We start from the raw sequence: 19,020 nt of genomic DNA on the forward strand, positions 1-19,020 counted from the left end.
CGGTGCTGCGCAGCACCGGCCCGGTCAGCCCCAGCGCCAGACAGCCCTCCAGGTCCAGGTGGCCGACCCCCTCCAGCCGGCCCTTGAAGATCGGGTTGGCGTTGCACAACGCGGCGTACTCCGGCAGCCGCTTCTTCATCAACGTGATGAACGCCCGGATCTCGTCCAACGCACCCGGCGGCAGGTCCTGGGCCACCCCGCCCGGACGGATGAACGCATGGTTCATCCGCAACCCGGTGATCAGCTCGAACAGGTCCAGCACCAGCTCCCGCTCGCGGAAGCCGATCGTCATCACGGTCAGCGCGCCGATCTCCATGCCGCCGGTCGCGATGCAGACCAGGTGCGAGGAGATCCGGTTGAGCTCCATCAGCAGGACCCGCATCACCTGGGCCTTCTCGGGCACCTCGTCCACGATGCCCAGCAGCCTCTCGACGCCCAGGCAGTAGGTCGCCTCGTTGTAGAAGGGGCTCAGGTAGTCCATCCGGGTGCAGAAGGTGACGCCCTGCACCCAGGAGCGGTACTCCATGTTCTTCTCGATGCCGGTGTGCAGGTAGCCGATGCCGCAGCGGGCCTCGGTCACCGTCTCGCCGTCGAGCTCGAGGATGAGCCGGAGCACCCCGTGGGTGGAGGGGTGCTGCGGGCCCATGTTGACCACGACCCGCTCGTCGGCCTCGTCCTGGATGCTCTGCGCGATCTGGTCCCAGTCCTGGCCGGTGACCGTGAAGACCCGGCCCTCGCTGGTCTCGCTCGTGCCTGCGTAGTAGTCGGTGGTCATCAGTTGTAGGACCTCCGCTGGTCCGGCGGCGGGATGGTCCCGCCCTTGTACTCCACCGGGATGCCTCCCAGGGGGTAGTCCTTGCGCTGGGGGTGGCCCGGCCAGTCGTCGGGCATCAGGACCCGGGTGAGCGCGGGGTGGCCGTCGAAGACGATCCCGAACATGTCGAAGGTCTCGCGCTCGTGCCAGTCGTTGGTCGGGTACGTCGCGACGATCGACGGGATGTGCGGGTCGTCGTCGGGGCAGGTGACCTCGAGCCGGACGCGGCGGTTGAAGGTCATCGACAGCAGGTGGTAGACGGCGTGCAGCTCGCGGCCCGTGTCCTGCGGGTAGTGGACGCCGGAGACGCCGGAGCAGAGCTCGAACCGCAGCGCCGGGTCGTCGCGGAACAGCTGGGCCACCCGGGCGAGGTCCTCGCGGCGTACGTGGAAGGTGATCTCGCCGCGGTGGATCACGACGTACTCGAGCGCGTGCTCCAGGCCGGCGCCGGCCAGAGCGGTGTCGAGGGACGCCGCGACCTCCTCGTGCCAGCCGTCGAAGGGGCGCTGCGCCGGCCCCGGGAAGACGATCGGCTGGACGAGCCCGCCATAGCCGCTGGTGTCGCCGGAGCCGGAGACGCCGAACATGCCGCGCCGCTCGCCGACCACGTGCACCTCGGGCTCGAGGGTGGCCGGAGCGTTCTCCGGCGACTGGTCGACCGCGGCCTGGTCGGGCGCCTTGGGCTCGGGGACGACATCCTTCTGACCGCCTTCGGTCATCGGAGCAGACCCTTCATCTCGCTGGTCGGGAGCGCCTTGAGGGCGTCGTTCTCACGCTGCTCGATCTCCGCGCGACGGTTGCTGCCGAGCTTGCCGTGCTGGACCTGGTCGTGCAGCTTGAGGATCGCGTCGATGAGCATCTCCGGCCGGGGCGGACAGCCCGGGAGGTACATGTCGACGGGGACGACGTGGTCGACGCCCTGGACGATGGCGTAGTTGTTGAACATCCCGCCGCTGCTGGCGCAGACGCCCATCGCGAGCACCCACTTCGGCTGGGGCATCTGGTCGTAGATCTGGCGGAGCACCGGCGCCATCTTCTGGCTGACCCGGCCGGCCACGATCATCAGGTCGGCCTGCCGCGGGCTGGCCCGGAAGACCTCCATGCCGAACCGGGCCAGGTCGTACTTCGGGCCGCCGCTGGTCATCATCTCGATGGCGCAGCAGGCCAGGCCGAAGGTGGCCGGCCAGAACGACGCCTTGCGCATGTAGCCCGCGACGCCCTCGACCGTCGTCAGGAGGACGCCGCTCGGCAGCTTCTCCTCGATACCCACTGTGTTGTCCCTCGGATCTGCGTGTCAGTCCCAGTCCAGGCCGCCGCGACGCCAGACGTAGGCGAAGGCGACGAAGACGGTGACGATGAAGATGACCATCTCGACGAGGCCGAAGAACTTCATCGCGTCGAAGTGCACGGCCCACGGGTAGAGAAAGATGATCTCGATGTCGAAGACGATGAAGAGCATCGCGGTGATGTAGTACTTCACCGGGAACCGGCCGCCGCCGACCGGCTGCGGCGTCGGCTCGATGCCGCACTCGTAGCTGTCGAGCTTGGCGCGGTTGTAGCGCTTCGGGCCGACCATGCTGCTCATCACGACCGACCCGGCCGCGAACAGGAACGCCAACGCCGCGAGCACCAGGACCGGGATGTAGATGTCCATCGCTACGCCTTCTCTCACTGCTGCCGCTCGCTCGGCTCTTCGGCCGGCTCTGCTCTTGCTGGCGCCGCTCGTCGGGTGTGATCCGGGTCGCACTCGTGAACTTGTGAATGGAATCACTAAGTGGCGCCCTGCTCATACTGCCACTCGTGGTCGGCACCCGGAAGCCGGGGTCCTGCCAGCCCTGACCTGCGTAAATAGGGCACGCCGACCTTGCCTAAATGACCGCGCGGCGAGGTGGCCGAGGTGCGAAGCCCCACCACGACGGCACCCGACCGAGGGGGCGCAGCCCCACGGTGGCTGAGGTGCGAGGCGCCCCAGCGCCTGTCCTAAGGTGCGAGCGAAGCGAGCCTCGAAGGGCCGAGCCTCGAAGCCTCCGCAACCCGGGCACCCGACCCGACCAGTCCGAAGCCCGGCCGGTGGACATCCACAGCGGTGCTCAGGCACGCCGCCCTCCACAGCCGTATCGAACGTCGCGACCGTGAGGCGGCGACTCCAGCGACTGTGGCGCGATGCCCTACACCTACATCGTTCGATGCAGCGACGACACCTACTACGTCGGCAGCACCTGGGACCTGGAAGGCCGGCTGTGGCAGCACAACAACAGCGACCTGGGCGCGAGGTACACGCGCAAGCGGCGACCGGTGGTCCTGGTCTGGAACGCGGAGTTCGACTCGATCGAACAGGCCTTCGCCTTCGAGAAGCGGATCGCCGGATGGCGCCGCGAGAAGAAGGAAGCACTCATCCGAGGCGACTACGAGGCGCTGATCGCCCTGGCCCGGCGCAAGTCCGTGCAGGACCGCGAGCAGCTCGCGGCCGCGACCGACGACAGCCACGGTGGCTGAGGTGCGAGGCGCCCAGCGCCGAGCCTCGAAGCCCGGTGACCCGGTGCTGGGACCTACGCGGGTGCCATCGCTGCGGAGGTCTCGACAGGCTCGACCGGCGACGGGCCACCACGGTGGCTGAGGTGCGAGGCGCCCCGGCGCCGAGCCTCGAAGCCGGTGACCCGCTGCTGGGACTCCCCCCGGGTGCCTTCCCTGCGGAGGTCTCGACAGGCTCGACCAGCGCGCGGGCCACCACGGTGGCTGAGGTGCGAGGCGCCCCAGCGCCGAGCCTCGAAGCCCGGTGACCCGGTGCTCGGACCTACCCCGGGTGCCTACCCTGCGGAGGTCTCGACAGGCTCGACCAGCGACGGGCCAGCAGGTGCCTACCCTGCGGAGGTCTCGACAGGCTCGACCAGCGACGGGCCACCACGGTGGCTGAGGTGCGAGGCGCGTCAGCGCCGAGCCTCGAAGCCAGGTGACCCGGTGCTGGGACCCACCCGGTGCCTTCGCTGCGGAGGTCTCGACAGGCTCGACCAGCGGCGGGCCACCACGGTGGCTGAGGTGCGAGGCGGCTTGATCTGCGGCCGGCGACCACGGTGGCTGAGGTGCGAGGCGCCCGGCGCCGAGCCTCGAAGCCTGGTGAGCCGGCGCTGGGACTCGCCCGGGTGTCTTCGCTACGGAGGTCTCGACAGGCTCGACCGGCGGTGGGCCAGCGGGTGTCTTCGCTGCGGAGGTCTCGACAGGCTCGACCGGCGGTGGGCCATCGGGTGTCTTCGCTGCGGAGGTCTCGACAGGCTCGACCGGCGGTGGGCCAGCGGGTGCCTTCGCGTTGCCCGGAACTGGAACACGTTCTAGTCTCGGTGCGTGGCTGGCACCCCCGCAGACCTGAGCGACCCGATGCGGGTCGGCACCCACAACGGGCACCTGTTGGTCGCCGCGCTGAAGCGGCACCGGGACAAGCCGGTGATCCACGTGGGGGAGACCATGCTCACCGGGCAGGAGGTCGCCGACCGGATCAGCCAGTACGTCCAGGCCTTCGAGGCGCTCGACGCGGGCACCGGTGCGGCGGGGGCGCTGCTGGCGCTCAACCGGCCCGAGGTGCTGTTCATCCTCGGAGCCGGCCAGACCCAGGGCTACCGGAGGACCAGCCTCCACCCGCTCGGGTCGCTGGACGACCACGCCTACGTCATCAACGACGCCGAGATCACCACGCTGATCGTCGACCCGCTCTTCACCGAGCGCGCGCTCGGGCTCCTGGACAAGTGCCCTGGGCTCAAGCAGGTGCTGACCATCGGGCCGGTGCCGGAGCCGCTCGCGCACGTGGGCAAGGACCTGGTCGCCGAGGCCGCGAAGTACGCCGCGCGGCCGGTCGAGGTCGCCCTCCTTCCGCCCGACCACCTGACGTCGATCACCTACACCGGCGGCACGACCGGCCAGCCGAAGGGGGTCATCGGGCTGGTCCAGTCATTCAGCACCATGACCCAGATCCAGCTGGCCGAGTGGGAGTGGCCGGCGAACCCCCGGTTCCTCATGTGCACGCCGCTGTCGCACGCGGGAGCGGCGTTCTTCGCGCCGACGGTGATCAAGGGCGGCTCGCTCCACGTCATGAGCAGGTTCGACCCCGGCGAGGTCCTCGCCTTCATCGAGGAGCACCGGATCACCGCGACCATGCTGGTGCCGAGCATGCTCTATGCGCTGATGGACCACCCCGACAGCCGGACCCGCGACCTGAGCAGCCTCGAGACCGTCTACTACGGCGCCAGCGCCATCAACCCGGTCCGGCTCAGGGAGGCGATCGACCGGTTCGGGCCGATCTTCGCCCAGTACTACGGCCAGTCCGAGGCGCCCATGGTGATCACCTACTTCTCCAAGCAGGACCACGCCGACGCCGTCCGGCCGGGCGGCCGCGCCGAGCGGCTCTCGAGCTGCGGCAAGCCGTCGGCGTTCCTCCGGGCGGCCCTGCTCGACGAGGACGGCAACCCCGTCCCGCAGGGCGAGCCCGGGGAGATCTGCGTGGCGGGACCGCTGCTCTGCGGCGGCTACTGGAAGCTCCCCGAGGCCACGGCCGAGACGTTCCGCGACGGCTGGATGCACACCGGCGACGTGGCCCGCGAGGACGAGGACGGGTTCTGGTACATCGTCGACCGCACCAAGGACATGATCGTCACCGGCGGCTTCAACGTCTTCCCGCGGGAGGTCGAGGACGTCGTCGCCCAGCACCCGGCAGTCGCGCAGGTCGGGGTCATCGGCACGCCGGACGAGAAGTGGGGCGAGGCGGTCACCGCGATCGTCGTCCTCCGCGACGGCCATGAGCTCACCGACGACCTGGTCGGTGAGATCCGGGAGATGGTCAAGGAGCGCAAGGGCTCGGTGCACGTTCCGAAGCAGGTGATCGGCACCGACGCGCTGCCGCTGACCGGGCTCGGCAAGCCGGACAAGAAGGCGCTGCGGGCGCAGTACTGGACGGGTGAGCGGTCGGTCGGCTGACACCCCGGTCCACGTCCCGGGTACAGGAGTCGCATGCCGCTACGGAACGGGCAGCACGGCTACGGCGCCGCCACCAAGCTCCTGCACTGGCTGACGGTCGGCGCGATCACCGGGCAGTTCCTCGTCGGCTACTCGGTCCGGGGCGAGCTCGACGACCACGGCGGCCGGGCAGTGGCGCTCGACCACGGTCACGGTGGGTCCGGCTCGGACGACGACGGGGGAGAGGGGTTCGAGCAGCTCTTCAGTGGCGGCTTCGGGCTTCCCGAGCTCCATGTCGTGCTCGGTCTGTCGATCCTGGCGCTCGGCGTACTGCGGGTGCTGTGGCGGTACGTCGGCTCGCTGCCTCCCTGGGCGCCGTCGTTGAGCAACACCGAACGGACCCTCGAGGGACTGCTCGAGAAGGCGCTGCTGGCGCTGCTGTTCCTGATCCCGATCAGCGGCCTGCTCCTGGTCGGCACCGGCGAGGACGACTACCTGCCGCTCCACGTCGCCGCGCACGTCGCGTTCTTCGTGGCGCTGGGCCTGCACCTCGCGCTGGTGCTCAAGCACACCGTCATCCATCGGGACCGGCACCTGGCACGGATGCTGTAGCCGCGTCGTACGGTAGGCCGATGGTGGCTCGCCTCGACCGGTCGACACTCCTCCGGTCCGGAGTGGTCGGTGGGCTGGCCGCCGGCGCCGTGTCCGCGGCCGACCCGGCGGTCGGCGCCCGCGGGGCGGGCGTCGTCGCGCACGGCATCGACGTGCCGTGGAACATCCGCTTCCTGCCCGGCTACGACACCCCCACCGCGCTGGTCTCGTGCCGCGACTCCGGCAACCTGCTGCTGGTCAGCCACCGGTCGGTGCGCAAGGTCGGCCACTTCGACGTGGTCAGCCGACCTGTGGTCGCCGAGAGCGGGCTGCTCGGCCTGGCGCTCCACCCGGACTTCGCGACCAACCGGCTGGTCTACGCCTTCGTCAGCACCCGCCGGGACAACCGGGTCGTCCGGTTCACCTTCGACGGCACGACGATCGGCAGGTCGCGCCCGGTGCTCACCGGCATCGGGCGGGCCCACCACCACAATGGCGGCGGTCTCGCGTTCGGGCCGGACGGGATGCTCTACGTCTCCACCGGTGAGAACGAGGTCAAGCGGCTGGCCCAGGACAAGCACTCGCTGAACGGCAAGATCCTGCGGGTCACCGACACCGGCGCGACGCCTTCCGACAACCCGTTCGGCAACCCGGTCTGGAGCTACGGCCACCGCAACCCCGAGGGGATCGCCTTCGACGAGCAGGGCAGGTTGTGGGCCAGCGAGTTCGGCGACCACAACTACGACGAGGTCAACGAGATCCTCCGCGGCCACAACTACGGCTGGCCGCGCGTCGAGGGCAGCGACGGGCGAGGCGGCTTCACCGACCCGATCGCGCAGTTCCGGCCCAACCGGTGCTCCCCGAGCGGCATCGCCATCGCCCGGGGGCGCGCCTGGATCGGCGCGCTCGAGGGGGAGTGCCTCTACTCGATCGTGCTCGAGGGGCCGCACGCAGGCCGGGTACGCCGGTTCTTCCACCACGGGCAGGGCCGCACCCGCGCTGTCTCGCTGGCGCCCGACGGCACGCTCTGGGTCGGCACCTCCAACCGCGACGGCCGGGCGCCGCTGCGCCGGGGTGACGACCACATCTTCCGGGTCAAGCTCCCGGGTTGAACCGGCCTAGCGCCCCTCGAAGACCGCCGGTCGCTTCTCCGCGAACGCACGCGGGCCCTCCTTGGCGTCCTGGGAGGAGAAGACGGCGGCGCCGACCCTGGCGTCGTCGGCCCAGCAGTCGTCCTCGTGCCTGCCCTCGGAGTCGCGGATCGTCCTGAGCACCGCCTGGACCGCCAGCGGGCCGTTGGCCGCGACCAGGTCGGCGAGCTCGTGAGCCTTGGCCAGCGCCTGCCCGTCCGGCACGACGTGGCCGATGAGCCCCAGCTCCTTGGCCTCCGGCGCCAGGATGTGTCGCCCCGTGAGCAGCAGGTCGGCCGCGGCCGTGTAGGGGATCTGCCGGACCAGCCGCACCGCCGAGCCGCCCAGCGGGTAGAGGCCCCACCTCACCTCCGAGATGCCGAACCTGGCCGACTCGCCGGCCACCCGGATGTCGGTGCCCTGGAGGATCTCGGTGCCACCGGCGATCGCCGGGCCCTCGACCGCGGCGATGAGCGGCTTGGTCAGCCGGAACCCCTTCAGCAGCGGCTTGATGACCGTGGGGTCGAACGCGCCGGACTCGAAGTTCTCGCTGGGCGGCTTCTCGTTGGCCGCCTTGAGGTCCATGCCCGCGCAGAAGCAGCCCCCCGCGCCGGTCAGGATGCACACCCGGATCTCCGGGTCGTCGTTCACCCGGTCCCAGGCGTCGGCCATGATCGCGAGCATCTCGCCGGAGAGGGCGTTGCGCGCCTCCGGGCGGTTCATGGTCACGACCAGCTTGTGGCCGTCCTGCTCCACCAGGGCGTGCGGTTGCGTCACCGGGCGATCGTAGTCAAGAACGAGAACGTGTTCTAGTCTGGCGGCCGTGGCCCTGAACATCGCCGACCTCTTCGAGCACGCCGTCGACGCTGCTCCGGACAACCCGGCGGTCAAGGTCGGTGACCGGGTGGCGACGTACGCCGACCTGGAGCGCGACAGCAACCGGCTCGCCCACTACCTGGCCTCCCGCGGGGTGCAGCCCGGCGACCACGTGGGGATCTATGCGAAGAACTCCATCGAGCACGTCGTCGCGGTGCTGGCCACCGTGAAGCTCCGCGCGACCACCATCAACGTCAACTACCGTTACGTCGAGGGCGAGCTCGACTACCTGTTCGACAACGCCGACGTGGTCGCGCTGCTGTTCGAGCGGACCTACGCCAGCCTGGTGGCCAGGTGCGCCCCCAAGCACCCGAAGCTGCGCACCGTCGTGGCGCTTCCGGACACCACCGACCCCGGCAACCAGGACGACATCGCGTCGTTCGGCGGCGTCACGCTCGACCAGGCGTGCGAGGGCCAGAGCGCGGACCGCGACTTCGGCGAGCGCAGCCCCGACGACATCCACATCATCTACACCGGCGGGACCACCGGGTTCCCCAAGGGCGTGATGTGGCGCCACGAGGACTTCTGGAGGGTGCTCGGGGGCGGCATCGACTTCTACACCGGCGAGCCGCTTGACGAGTACGACCAGTCCAAGCAGGCGACCGACCCGAGGATGGTCACCTTCCCCCTCAGCCCGCTGATGCACGGCGGAGCCCAGGCCGGGCTGCTGATGCACCTGTTCGCCGGCCACCTGACCGTCCTCGAGCCGAAGTTCGACCCGCGGCGCACCTGGGAGGTCATCGACCGGGAGAAGGTGCAGCTGATCTTCATGACCGGCGACGCCATGGCCCGTCCGCTGATCGAGGAGTACGAGCGCCAGGCCGCCACCGGGACGCCGTACGACGGCTCCAGCCTGTTCGCGATCTCCAGCAGCGCCGCGATCTTCAGCCCGGACGTGAAGAAGCGCTGGATGCAGGCGTTCACCAACGCCGTCTTCACCGACTCCGTCGGAGCCACCGAGACCGGCTTCCACGGGATGGGGCTGCAGGACCGGTCCGCGATCTCCACCGACGGGCCCGTGATCGGCATCGGACCCGGCACCGTGGTCATCGACGACGACAACCGGGTCCTCGACCCGGTGGCCGACGTCGGCAGGGTCGGCCGGCTCGCGCGTGGCGGCAACGTGCCCGTCGGCTACTACAAGGACCCGGAGAAGTCGGCGCGGACGTTCCTCGAGATCGACGGCCGGCGCTACTCCGTGCCCGGCGATTTCGCCCGGATCGAGGAGGGCAACCGGCTCACCCTGCTCGGCCGCGGCTCCAACTGCGTCAACACCGGCGGGGAGAAGGTCTACCCCGAGGAGGTGGAGATGGCGGTCAAGGCGCACCCGGCGGTCTACGACTGCTTGGTGGTCGGCATCCCGCACGAGAAGTACGGCCAGGCCGTCGCCGCCGTGGTCGAGCTCCGGGAAGGCGCGACCCTGGAGCTCGAGGAGCTCCGCGAGTTCCTGCGCGCCCACCTGTCGGGCTACAAGCTGCCGCGGTCGCTGACGATCGTGCCGCAGGTGCCACGCAACGCCACCGGGAAGGCGCAGTACCCCGCCGCCAAGGAGATGGCTCTTGCGAACGTCCCTGTGTGACACCTTCGGGATCGACTACCCGATCTTCGCCTTCACACCGTCGGAGCACGTCGCGGCGGCGGTGTCCCGGGCCGGCGGGCTCGGGGTGCTGGGCTGCGTGCGGTTCAACGACCCCGAGGAGCTGGAGCGGACGCTGTCGTGGCTCGACGACAACACCGACGGCAGGCCCTACGGCGTCGACATCGTGATGCCGATGAAGGTCCCGACCGAGGGCACGCAGGTCGACCTGGCCGCCATGATCCCTCCAGCGCACCGGAGGTTCGTCGACGAGACGCTGCTCAAGCTCGGCGTGCCACCGCTGCCGGAGGGCGAGGGCCGGGAGGGGGTCCTCGGCTGGCTGCACTCGGTCGCGCGCTCGCACCTCGACGTCGCCCTCCAGCACCGGCCGGTGCTGATCGCCAACGCGCTCGGGTCGCCGCCGGTCGACGTCATCGAGAAGGCCCACGAGCACGGCATCAAGGTCGCCGCGCTGGCCGGGGCGGCCAAGCACGCGCTGTCGCACGTCGCCAACGGTGTCGACATCATCGTGGCCCAGGGCTACGAGGCCGGCGGCCACACCGGCGAGGTCGCCTCGATGGTGCTCACCCCGGACGTCGTCGACGCCGTCGGGCCGGACGTGCCCGTCCTCGGCGCCGGCGGCATCGGCTCCGGGCGCCAGGTCGCGGCGTCCCTGGCGCTCGGCGCACAGGGGGTGTGGACCGGCTCGATCTGGTTGGGCACCGAGGAGTACCGCAACCTCGCCTCCAACCAGGGCTGGGAGACGGCGTTCAAGCGGGCGACGTCCTCGGACACGGTGCGCACCCGCATCTACACCGGGAAGCCCGCCCGGCTGCTGAAGACGAAGTGGACCGAGGCATGGGCGGCGGCGGACGCGCCGGAGCCACTGCCGATGCCGCTGCAGAACCTCCTGGTCGCCGAGGCGCACAACCGGATCAACGCCTCGCACGACCCGGACGTGATCTCGATGCCGGTCGGCCAGATCGTCGGCCGGATGAACGAGGTGCGGCCGGTGGCAGACGTGGTCGCCGCCCTACTGGCGGAGTACGACGAGGCCGTGGACCGGCTCGAGTCCTACCGGAAGTAGCGCCCGCTACGCCGCCGCCGGCGACCAGCCCAGGGCCGGACCGAGCCGCTCAGCCATGTCGGTGAGGATCTGGACGTAGTCGTCCGGTTCGAAGCTGAACGGCAGCGCGAAGGCGACCTCGTCGACGAGCTGGTAGCCCGCGTGCCACTCGAGCTCCTCGGCGATCTGCTCCGAGGTGCCCACGTGGTCGGGGGAGAAGAGAAGCCTGCCGGGGCCCTGTGGCTCGAGGGTGCGGGGCAGCCGCGCGGCGGCGTACTCCTCGTAGCGCCTTCGCTGCTCGGCGCTCGCGGAGTCGGTCGGGATGACGACCAGCCCCTGCGAGACCCGGCCCTGGGGGTGCCTCGTGCGGTACGCCGCGACCTGCTCGGCCTGGATGGCGGCGAAGTCGGCCGAGCCGTCCTCGGCCATGACCACGCTGCTGGTCAGGAAGTTCATGCCGTGCTCGGCCGCCCACTCGGCCGAGCGCAGCGAGGCGCCGCCGTACCACATCCGGTCGGCCAGCCCGGGCGAGTGCGGCTCGACCCGGTCGGACCACTCCTCGACGACGCCCTCGGGTCCGCGGAACGTCGTGGCGGGCTCGCCGCGGACGAAGCGGAGCAGCCGCTCGACGCGCTCGTAGCCGAAGTCCTCCCGGTCGGCCGTGTCCGGGTAGAGCGAGCCGCGGACGTCCTCCCAGTGCATCGGCGGGCCGACGCTCACACCCGGGTTGAGCCGTCCGCCGCTGAGGATGTCGACGGTGGCGAGGTCCTCGGCCAGCCGGAGCGGGTTCTCCCAGCCGAGCGGCATGACGGCGGTGCCGAGCTCGATCGTGCTGGTGCGCTGGGTGGCCGCCGCCAGGACGGCGACCGGGCTCGAGATCCCGAACTGGAGGTGCCGGTGGCGCACCCAGGCGCTGTCGAAGCCGAGCCGCTCGCCGAGCTCGATGATCTGCAAGGTCGTCTCGTGTCCCGCGCCCGGGTCGTCGGGGTCGAACAGGCCGATGCTCAGGAAGCCGAGCTTGCGCAGGGGCATGGGGTCATTGTTCAGGGGCCGCGTGAGGTGGAATGGACCGGTTAGTTCCCGGTCCTACTGGAAACCGCTGACCCATGCGGATCAGCGACACCGGAGACCTCTGGTGGAAGACCGCGGTGGTCTACTGCCTCGACGTCCAGACGTTCATGGACTGGGACGACGACGGCATGGGCGACTTCGTCGGCCTGACCGAGCGGCTGGACTACCTGGCGGACCTGGGCGTCACGTGTCTTTGGCTGATGCCGTTCCAGCCGACCGCCGACCGCGATGACGGCTACGACATCACCGACTACTACGGGGTCGACCCACGGCTCGGCAGTGCCGGCGACTTCGTCGAGCTCGTCCGGACAGCCCGCGACCGCGGCATGCGGGTGATCGCGGACCTGGTGGTCAACCACACCTCCGACCGGCACCCGTGGTTCCGCTCGGCCCGGTCGTCGCGCACCTCGCCGTACCGCGACTTCTACATCTGGCGCGACGACGAGCCGCCCGACACCTCCGCGGACGTGGTCTTCCCCGACAAGGAGGACAGCCTCTGGGAGTACGACGACAGGACCCGCGCGTGGTACTTCCACCGCTTCTACCGCTCCCAGCCGGACCTCAACATCACCAACCCCCTGGTGCGCGACGAGATCCTCAAGGCGATGGGCTACTGGCTCGAGCTGGGGCTCTCGGGCTTCCGGGTCGACGCCGTCCCGTTCGTCATCGAGACCACCGGGGTGGACGCCGAAGAGCTGGCGCGGTTCCACGACCCGCACGCCTACCTGCGCGAGCTGCGCTCGTTCGTCGGCCGCCGCACCGGCGACGGCATCCTGCTCGGCGAGTGCAACCTGCCGCACAAGGAGCAGAAGAAGTTCTTCGGGGGCGCCGACGGCGACGAGCTGACGATGCAGTTCGACTTCATCGCCATGCAGAACCTCTACCTGTCCCTCGCCCGCGGCGACGCACGTCCGCTGGTCCGCGCCCTCGAGCACCGGCCGGCGGTCGACGAGCAGTCGCAGTGGGCCACCTTCGTCCGCAACCACGACGAGCTCACCCTCGACAAGCTCCGGCCCCCCGAGCGCGACGAGGTCTTCGCCGCCTTCGGCCCCGAACCGACGATGCAGCTCTACGGCCGCGGCCTGCGCCGGCGCCTCCCTCCCATGCTCGACGGCGACCCGCGACGGTTGCGGATGGTCTACAGCCTGCTGTTCTCACTGCCGGGCACGCCGGTCCTCTTCTACGGGGAGGAGATCGGGATGGGGGAGAACCTCGACATCGACGGGCGGCTCGCCGTGCGCACACCCATGCAGTGGACCGCTGAGCGCAACGGCGGGTTCTCGCGCGCCCGGCCCTCGCGGCTGGTGCGCCCGGTGACTCAGGGGGCCTTCGGCCCCGAGCACGTCAACGTCACCGACCAGCGTGGCGACCGGGAGTCGCTGCACGCCTTCGTCAAGCTCCTCATCAAGCGCTACCGCGAGTCACCCGAGCTCGGCTGGGCACGGTTCAGCGTGGTCGACCAGCCCCATCGCCACGTGCTGGCACACGAGTGCACCCTCGACGATCGCCGGCTCGTCCCCGTTCACAACCTCGCCCCGACCAGCTGCACGGTGCCCGTCACACTCGACGGCTGCGACAGCTCCCACCATCTCGTGGACCTCCTCCACGACGACACCGAGTTCGCGCTGGACGACCGGGGCCGGGCCGAGGTCGAGCTCGACGGCTACGGGTACCGCTGGCTCCGGCTGATGGATCAGGACAGCCGGCGCCTGAGGTGAGCGTTCGCTGAGCGTGAACCGCGGAATCGCGGCGGACGCTCGTTCGTTCCTCCGGGCATGACCATTGATCCCGCGTCGGAGCGGGAGGCGATGGACGCCTACTCGGCGGTCGTCACCTCGGTCGCGGCGCAGCTGACGCCCCGGGTCGCCGCCCTGCGGATGCAGTCCGGGCGGGGCGAGTCCGCGGGCTCGGCGGTGGTGTTGACCGGCGAGTCCCACCTGGTCACCAATGCGCACGTGGTCGGCGGCGCGAGCAGTGGCACGGCGGAGTTCGCGGACGGCACCGAGGCACACGTCGACGTCATCGGCCGCGACCGCCTCTCCGACCTGGCCGTCGTCCGCGCGGACCGGGAGGTGCCGAGCCCGCCGGAGTACGGCGACGCCGACTCGCTGCTCGTCGGGTCGCTGGTCGTGGCCGTGGGCAACCCGCTCGGCCTCTCCGGCACTGTGACCGCCGGCGTCGTGAGCGCGCTGGGCCGCAGCATGCCGGCCCGGACGCGCACGGCCGCGCGGCTCATCGAGGATGTCATCCAGACCGACGCCGCGCTCAACCCGGGCAACTCCGGGGGAGCACTGGCGGACAGCCGGGGCCGGGTGATCGGCATCAACACCGCGGTGGCGGGAGTGGGGCTCGGGCTGGCGGTGCCGATCAACGCGACGACGCACCGGATCATCCACGCCCTGATGCACGACGGCCGGGTGCGCCGTGCCTACCTCGGCCTGGTGAGCACGCCGGCCCCGCTGACACCCGCTCTGGCCGAGCGGCTCGGCCAGCGCAGTGCCCTGCGTGTGGTCGAGGTCGTGGAGGACAGTCCGGCTGCGTCCAGCGGGCTGCGCGCCGGTGACCTCGTCCTCGCGGTCGACGGGGTCTCGCTGGGCGACGCCCAGTCGCTCCAGAAGCGCCTGTTCGCCGACGCGATCGGTCAGCGGATCGAGGTCACCGTGCTGCGCAACGGCGCGCTTGTCGACGCGGTGGCGGTCCCGACCGAGCTGGCCGACTGAGCCGGCCGACCGGGCCGGCTACCGCTTCACGCGGTAGCGGAGGTGTGTCGCCGACGCGGTGTCGACGACCCGGACCACCTCGAGCTCGATCTCCCCGGGGAGGACGTCGAAGAGCCGGCGGCCCCGGCCGAACAACACCGGCACCTGGCTGAGCTGCAGCTCGTCGAGGACGCCGGCGGCCAGCGCCTCCTGCGCGGTGACCCCGCCCTGCACGTGGACGTGCTTGTCGCCGGCGGCCTCCTTTGCCTGCGCCATGGCAGTGGCGATGTCCGCGACGTAGTGGACGTTGGTGTACCCGCCCCACCGCGCGGCCGGGCTCGGTGGCCGATGGCTCGGGACGAAGACCGGAACGCCGCCCATCAGCGACCCGCCCCAGTGGTCCATCAGCTCGGCCGTCCGGCGGCCGGTGACCACGGCGCCGCCGTTCGCCATCTCCTCCATGACCTCGCCGCCATCGGCCATCCACTCGTGCAGACGCTCGCCGTCGGCACCGCCGAGGAAGTCGTTCTCGTCGGCGATGTAGCCGTCCACCGACACGGACATGAACAGGATGCTGCTCGCCATGGAAGTACCTCCTGGTGGCTGTCGTCGGGATGCCTGCGTTCACCCTTCCCACGAACGAGGTCACGCCGCTACGACAACCGGGGTCAGGCCGTGGCCAGCCCCTGCGCCCTCGCGGGCCGACCCGACTCGGTGGTCACCTCGCCGCTGGGTGGCCCACGTCGGAGTCCACCTCGGCGCGCAGGTCGCCCCCGCGGTCGAACCGGACGAGGTGGTGCAGGAGACCCCGGTCCCGTCCAGCGGCACCTCGGTTGCCTTGCCCGCGAAGTTGTCGGTGAACCGGAGCATGCCCGTGTCGGTGTCGATGGTCAGGCCGCCGGGGCGGGTAGCAGGGCAACAGCGGCCAGCGCCGCTGCCGCTGCGAGGAGCCTCATGAGGTGAAGGTGCGCAGGTCGTCGCAGAAGTTTCGGTCGGAGAAGTCGGAGTTGCCGGTGGACGGCTTGACGATGTGGAAGGAGTCCGGGACCTCCTCGCCGGTGATGGTGTCGAAGTCGAAGGCGAACCGGACCGAGCCGGGGTCCTTCAGCACGAGCTTGCCGGTGTCGTCGTAGTAGCGGGTGCCGCCCGCGCCCTGCTGGACCACCGTGATGATGCCGTCACCGTGGTCGGTGATCTGCTTGTCGTGGAAGTTGTTGGCGAAGACCTGGGTGAATGTGCGGCCGGTGGACAGGTTGGTGGTGACCACGGTGCCGTGGTTGGACTCGGTGACGTAGAACAGGCCATGGCGCTCGACCACGCTGACGATGACGTGGACGTCGAAGGCGTCCTGGGCCCGGGTGCCGTCGCAGTCGTAGACCTCGGAGACGCCGGTGTCGGTGAAGTTGTCCTTGCCGACGAAGGCGGCGTGTGCGGACGGCGAGGGCGAGCCCACGATGACAGTGGCCGCGGCGACGGCTGCGGCGGCGAGGAAGGGACGGATGCGCATCGGACCTCCTGAGGAAGTGGCCCGAGCCGGTAGGGGGCAGCCTTGCAGGGGCTTGGCAGTCTGTCACCGCCAAAGTTGGGGTCGAGACCCGATCCGGGTGCTGGCCGGGGGCGCGGGTGGCGACGCGGAGCGACCCTGCATGGCATGTCATGCCACGACCCGAGCCAGTGGGAGTTCAATGCCACCATGAGCGATCGTGAGGAGTTCCTCGAGTGGTTCAACACCACGTGGCGCGCAGCCGAGGTCGCGCTCCACAACGGTGATGCGGAGCCGAGGTTCCAGACCTGGTCCGAGCGAGCACCTGTCACGCTCTTCGGCGCGTGGCTCACCGCCAAGGACCCCGTCGGCGTGCGAGAGGTCTTCCTCCGGTTGGCGCAGTCCTTCTCGCAAGCCATCTCCAGCGACATCGATCTCATCGCGGCGGACGTGAGCGGTGACCTGGCATACACGGTCCACCGTGAGATCACCTCGACCACCGTCGATGCCGCCCAACGCGCGTACGTCCTGCGAGTGACGCAGGTCTATCGCCGCGATGACGGCGTCTGGAAGGTGGTCCACAGACACGCCGACGAGGAAGCCGACTCACAAGCCGGGCCATGAGCCCTGAGGCTGTTCGACCTCTCGAGTATGGCTCGGATCAGGCGACCTCGAGCTGCAGGTATCCGGACCCTGCCTCGGCTCGACTCAAGGCGATCGTCCAACAGCCGGGTTCAGCGAACGTGACCCCGAAGCCCCACTCGGCGCCGGGACGATTGAAGTTGCTGGACGCGTGTGCCTCCGGACCCCAGTCGATTGCGGCCGGACTGCCGTCGGGTCTTGTCGCGGACACCTGGAGATCGCCGGCGCCGGTCATTCGCACCACGATCTTGACCTCCTCGCCGGCTCGCAACGGCCCGCCCGCCTTGCGCTCGAGCAGCGCCGCCACGGAGGTCCCGTCGTCCGAGCCGCCCTCGAGGTGGTCGCCGAGGATCGGCGTCGGCACGCAAGTCGGGGGTGACGCCGGCTGGCTGGGCCTGGTGGCTGCGCGAGCCGGATGGTCGTCCGACGTACACGCACCGGCGCCGGCGGCGAGGAGGAGCGCCAGCCCGACCGTCCCCAGGTTCACCAGAGCATTCAAGCACTCGGCCAGGGGTCGGACCTTGGAATCCGGCCTCAGACCTGCGGAGTGTGGTCAGCTCGCGACCGAGTACGCCGTCCCCCGGTCCTCACGCACCCACAGCACGCCGTCGCCGGCGGTCGCGCCCTGCGCGACCAGCTCGCGCTTGAGGACCTTGTTGGTGGCCGTCGACGGGAGCTCCGGGGCGACGCGGACGTAGCGCGGCCGGCCCTTGGCGGGGAGGTCCGGCTGGTCCGACAGGAACGCCGCGAGCTCCTCGGGCGACAGGGTGGCCTCGTCGTGCAGCACCATCGCCGCCATCACCTGGTCACCGACGTTGTCGTCCGGGACGGCGTACACGGCCACCAGCGCCACCGCGGGCAGCCGCTGGAGGATCCGCTCGATGGGGGCCGCAGCGAGGTTCTCGCCGTCCACCCGCATCCAGTCGGCCGTGCGGCCGGCCAGGTAGATCCAGCCGTCGGCGTCCTTGTAGGCGAGGTCACCGGACCAGTACATGCCGTGCGCCATCCGCTCGGCGTTGGCGGAGTCGTCGTTGTAGTAGCCCTGGAACATCCCGGCCCCCTGGGTGTTGACCAGCTGTCCGACGGCGCGGTCGGCGTTGAGGAGGACGCCCTCGGGCGAGAACTCCGCGACCTCGCACTCGGTGACCGTCGCCGCGTCGTAGACGGCGACGCCGTCGAGCCCCTGGCCGATCGAGCCGGGGGGCGTGCCGGGCGGGCGGGTGACGGTCACGCCCGACTCGGTAGAGCCGAAGCCGTCGACGACCTGGCAGCCGAACCGACGGCCGAACTCCTCGATGTCCCGGTCGCTCGCCTCGTTGCCGAAGGCCACCCGGAGCGGGTTGTCGGCGTCGTCGGGTCGCTCGGGGGTGGCCAGCACGTAGGCGAGCGGCTTGCCGACGTAGTTGAGGTACGTCGCGCCGTAGCGCCGCACGTCGTCGATCAGCCCGGATGCCGAGAACCGCGCCGGTACGATCGTCGCGCCGCTCGTGGCTGCGACGGCCCAACCGGCGACCACGGCGTTGGAGTGGAACAGCGGCATCGAGACGTAGCAGACGTCGTCGGCGGTGATCGAGAACCGGTCGACGAGGTTGGCGCCGGAGAAGATCGGGAAGATGTGCGGCACCTGGACCGCCTTCGGCTCGCCGCTGGTGCCCGAGGTGAAGATCATCATCAACGTGTCCATCGGGCCGACGTCCGCGTGCGGGACCAGCTCGGCGGCGGGCTCGAGCGAGGCGACGTCGACGACGCCGACGTCGCCCAGCTCGAGGCCCTCGAGCAGACCGGTGTGCTCGGCGTTCACGAGCACCAGCTGGCAGTCCGCCCGACGGACATCGGCGAGGAGCGCCGGGCCCTGCCTGGTGGTGTTCAGTCCGACCAGCACGTAGCCGCCCAGCGCCGCGGCGGCCATCGACCGCAGCATGTCCGGGGTGTTGCCCAGGAGCACGCCCACGTGCAGCGGCCGGCGCGGGTCCGCGAGCGCGATAACCGCGGACGCCTCGGCCGCCGCCTCGGCGAGGTGCTCGCGCCAGGTCCAGCTGCGGTCGCCGTACCTCACCGCGACCCGGTCGGCGGCCGCGTCCGCTGCGCGTTCGCGCAGCAGCTGCTGGACGGTCTCGGCCACGGCGCTGGT

The 19,020-nt window shown here is 70.5% G+C and carries 18 protein-coding genes and 1 pseudogene; 9 read left to right on the forward strand and 10 right to left on the reverse strand.

The window, feature by feature from the left end:
• From VFV89_RS00750 to VFV89_RS00765, 4 genes and pseudogenes are all read right to left on the reverse strand, one after another.
• Positions 1-775 (reverse strand): annotated as a pseudogene (locus tag VFV89_RS00750) (NADH dehydrogenase subunit D); the annotation flags it as partial.
• On the reverse strand, positions 775-1,533 hold the full coding sequence (locus tag VFV89_RS00755) for an NADH-quinone oxidoreductase subunit C (RefSeq protein WP_329703976.1): 759 nt from the start codon (positions 1,531-1,533) through the stop codon (positions 775-777). The pseudogene VFV89_RS00750 and the gene VFV89_RS00755, both read right to left, overlap by 1 nt.
• Complete coding sequence (locus VFV89_RS00760; protein WP_329703977.1) at positions 1,530-2,084, reverse strand: NADH-quinone oxidoreductase subunit B family protein; 555 nt, start codon at positions 2,082-2,084, stop codon at positions 1,530-1,532. The genes VFV89_RS00755 and VFV89_RS00760 overlap by 4 nt, the downstream gene beginning before the upstream one ends.
• A gap of 24 nt (positions 2,085-2,108) precedes the next feature.
• Positions 2,109-2,468: an NADH-quinone oxidoreductase subunit A gene (locus VFV89_RS00765; protein ID WP_329703978.1), complete on the reverse strand. Its 360-nt coding sequence runs from the start codon at positions 2,466-2,468 to the stop codon at positions 2,109-2,111.
• Positions 2,469-2,977: 509 nt separating this feature from the next.
• Between VFV89_RS00765 and VFV89_RS00770 the strand changes: the two genes are divergently transcribed.
• The 4 genes from VFV89_RS00770 to VFV89_RS00785 all read left to right on the forward strand — a co-directional run bounded on the left by VFV89_RS00770 (position 2,978) and on the right by VFV89_RS00785 (position 7,458).
• Positions 2,978-3,310, forward strand: coding sequence for a GIY-YIG nuclease family protein (locus VFV89_RS00770; protein ID WP_329703979.1), 333 nt, complete (start codon positions 2,978-2,980; stop codon positions 3,308-3,310).
• A gap of 843 nt (positions 3,311-4,153) precedes the next feature.
• Entirely contained in the window at positions 4,154-5,776 is a 1,623-nt protein-coding gene (fadD8, locus tag VFV89_RS00775; protein WP_329703980.1) for a fatty-acid--CoA ligase FadD8, read from the forward strand.
• A gap of 33 nt (positions 5,777-5,809) precedes the next feature.
• Positions 5,810-6,367 (forward strand): cytochrome b, encoded by a 558-nt coding sequence (locus tag VFV89_RS00780; protein WP_329703981.1) that lies wholly within the window; start codon positions 5,810-5,812, stop codon positions 6,365-6,367.
• A 20-nt stretch (positions 6,368-6,387) separates the two neighbouring features.
• Positions 6,388-7,458 carry a PQQ-dependent sugar dehydrogenase gene (locus tag VFV89_RS00785; protein ID WP_329703982.1) on the forward strand — a complete coding sequence of 357 codons (1,071 nt, stop codon included), beginning with the start codon at positions 6,388-6,390 and terminating at the stop codon, positions 7,456-7,458.
• A 6-nt stretch (positions 7,459-7,464) separates the two neighbouring features.
• Here VFV89_RS00785 and VFV89_RS00790 read toward each other — a convergent pair whose 3' ends face one another.
• Positions 7,465-8,253 (reverse strand): crotonase/enoyl-CoA hydratase family protein, encoded by a 789-nt coding sequence (locus VFV89_RS00790; protein WP_329703983.1) that lies wholly within the window; start codon positions 8,251-8,253, stop codon positions 7,465-7,467.
• Positions 8,254-8,299: 46 nt separating this feature from the next.
• Here VFV89_RS00790 and VFV89_RS00795 point away from each other — a divergent pair, with 46 nt between their 5' ends.
• Complete coding sequence (locus tag VFV89_RS00795) at positions 8,300-9,931, forward strand: acyl-CoA synthetase (RefSeq protein WP_329703984.1); 1,632 nt, start codon at positions 8,300-8,302, stop codon at positions 9,929-9,931.
• Positions 9,912-11,015: a nitronate monooxygenase family protein gene (locus VFV89_RS00800; RefSeq protein WP_329703985.1), complete on the forward strand. Its 1,104-nt coding sequence runs from the start codon at positions 9,912-9,914 to the stop codon at positions 11,013-11,015. Before VFV89_RS00795 ends, VFV89_RS00800 begins: the two co-directional genes overlap by 20 nt.
• Before the next feature lie 6 nt (positions 11,016-11,021).
• On the opposite strand, the gene VFV89_RS00805 is transcribed toward VFV89_RS00800, so the two are convergent.
• A complete protein-coding gene (locus tag VFV89_RS00805) occupies positions 11,022-12,026 on the reverse strand; it encodes an LLM class flavin-dependent oxidoreductase (protein ID WP_329703986.1) in 1,005 nt (334 codons plus the stop codon).
• 74 nt (positions 12,027-12,100) lie between these two features.
• Here VFV89_RS00805 and VFV89_RS00810 point away from each other — a divergent pair, with 74 nt between their 5' ends.
• Together VFV89_RS00810 and VFV89_RS00815 are read left to right on the forward strand one after the other, a co-directional pair.
• Entirely contained in the window at positions 12,101-13,783 is a 1,683-nt protein-coding gene (locus VFV89_RS00810) for an alpha-amylase family protein (protein ID WP_329703987.1), read from the forward strand.
• A gap of 57 nt (positions 13,784-13,840) precedes the next feature.
• Entirely contained in the window at positions 13,841-14,785 is a 945-nt protein-coding gene (locus VFV89_RS00815; RefSeq protein WP_329703988.1) for a S1C family serine protease, read from the forward strand.
• A gap of 18 nt (positions 14,786-14,803) precedes the next feature.
• On the opposite strand, the gene VFV89_RS00820 is transcribed toward VFV89_RS00815, so the two are convergent.
• Together VFV89_RS00820 and VFV89_RS00825 are read right to left on the reverse strand one after the other, a co-directional pair.
• Entirely contained in the window at positions 14,804-15,349 is a 546-nt protein-coding gene (locus tag VFV89_RS00820) for a dihydrofolate reductase family protein (RefSeq protein ID WP_329703989.1), read from the reverse strand.
• A gap of 367 nt (positions 15,350-15,716) precedes the next feature.
• Entirely contained in the window at positions 15,717-16,271 is a 555-nt protein-coding gene (locus VFV89_RS00825; protein WP_329703990.1) for a hypothetical protein, read from the reverse strand.
• A gap of 186 nt (positions 16,272-16,457) precedes the next feature.
• On the opposite strand from VFV89_RS00825, the gene VFV89_RS00830 reads away from it, so the two are divergent.
• Positions 16,458-16,871 (forward strand): nuclear transport factor 2 family protein, encoded by a 414-nt coding sequence (locus VFV89_RS00830; RefSeq protein WP_329703991.1) that lies wholly within the window; start codon positions 16,458-16,460, stop codon positions 16,869-16,871.
• A gap of 37 nt (positions 16,872-16,908) precedes the next feature.
• Here VFV89_RS00830 and VFV89_RS00835 read toward each other — a convergent pair whose 3' ends face one another.
• Both VFV89_RS00835 and fadD1 read right to left on the reverse strand, forming a co-directional pair.
• Positions 16,909-17,376, reverse strand: a complete 468-nt coding sequence (locus VFV89_RS00835; protein ID WP_329703992.1) for a hypothetical protein — start codon at positions 17,374-17,376, stop codon at positions 16,909-16,911.
• Positions 17,377-17,442: 66 nt separating this feature from the next.
• Entirely contained in the window at positions 17,443-19,011 is a 1,569-nt protein-coding gene (fadD1, locus tag VFV89_RS00840) for a fatty-acid--CoA ligase FadD1 (protein ID WP_329703993.1), read from the reverse strand.
• Positions 19,012-19,020 lie beyond the last annotated feature (9 nt).

It is taken from the genome of Nocardioides sp. (assembly GCF_036274455.1).
Taxonomy (GTDB): Bacteria; Actinomycetota; Actinomycetes; order Propionibacteriales; family Nocardioidaceae; genus Nocardioides.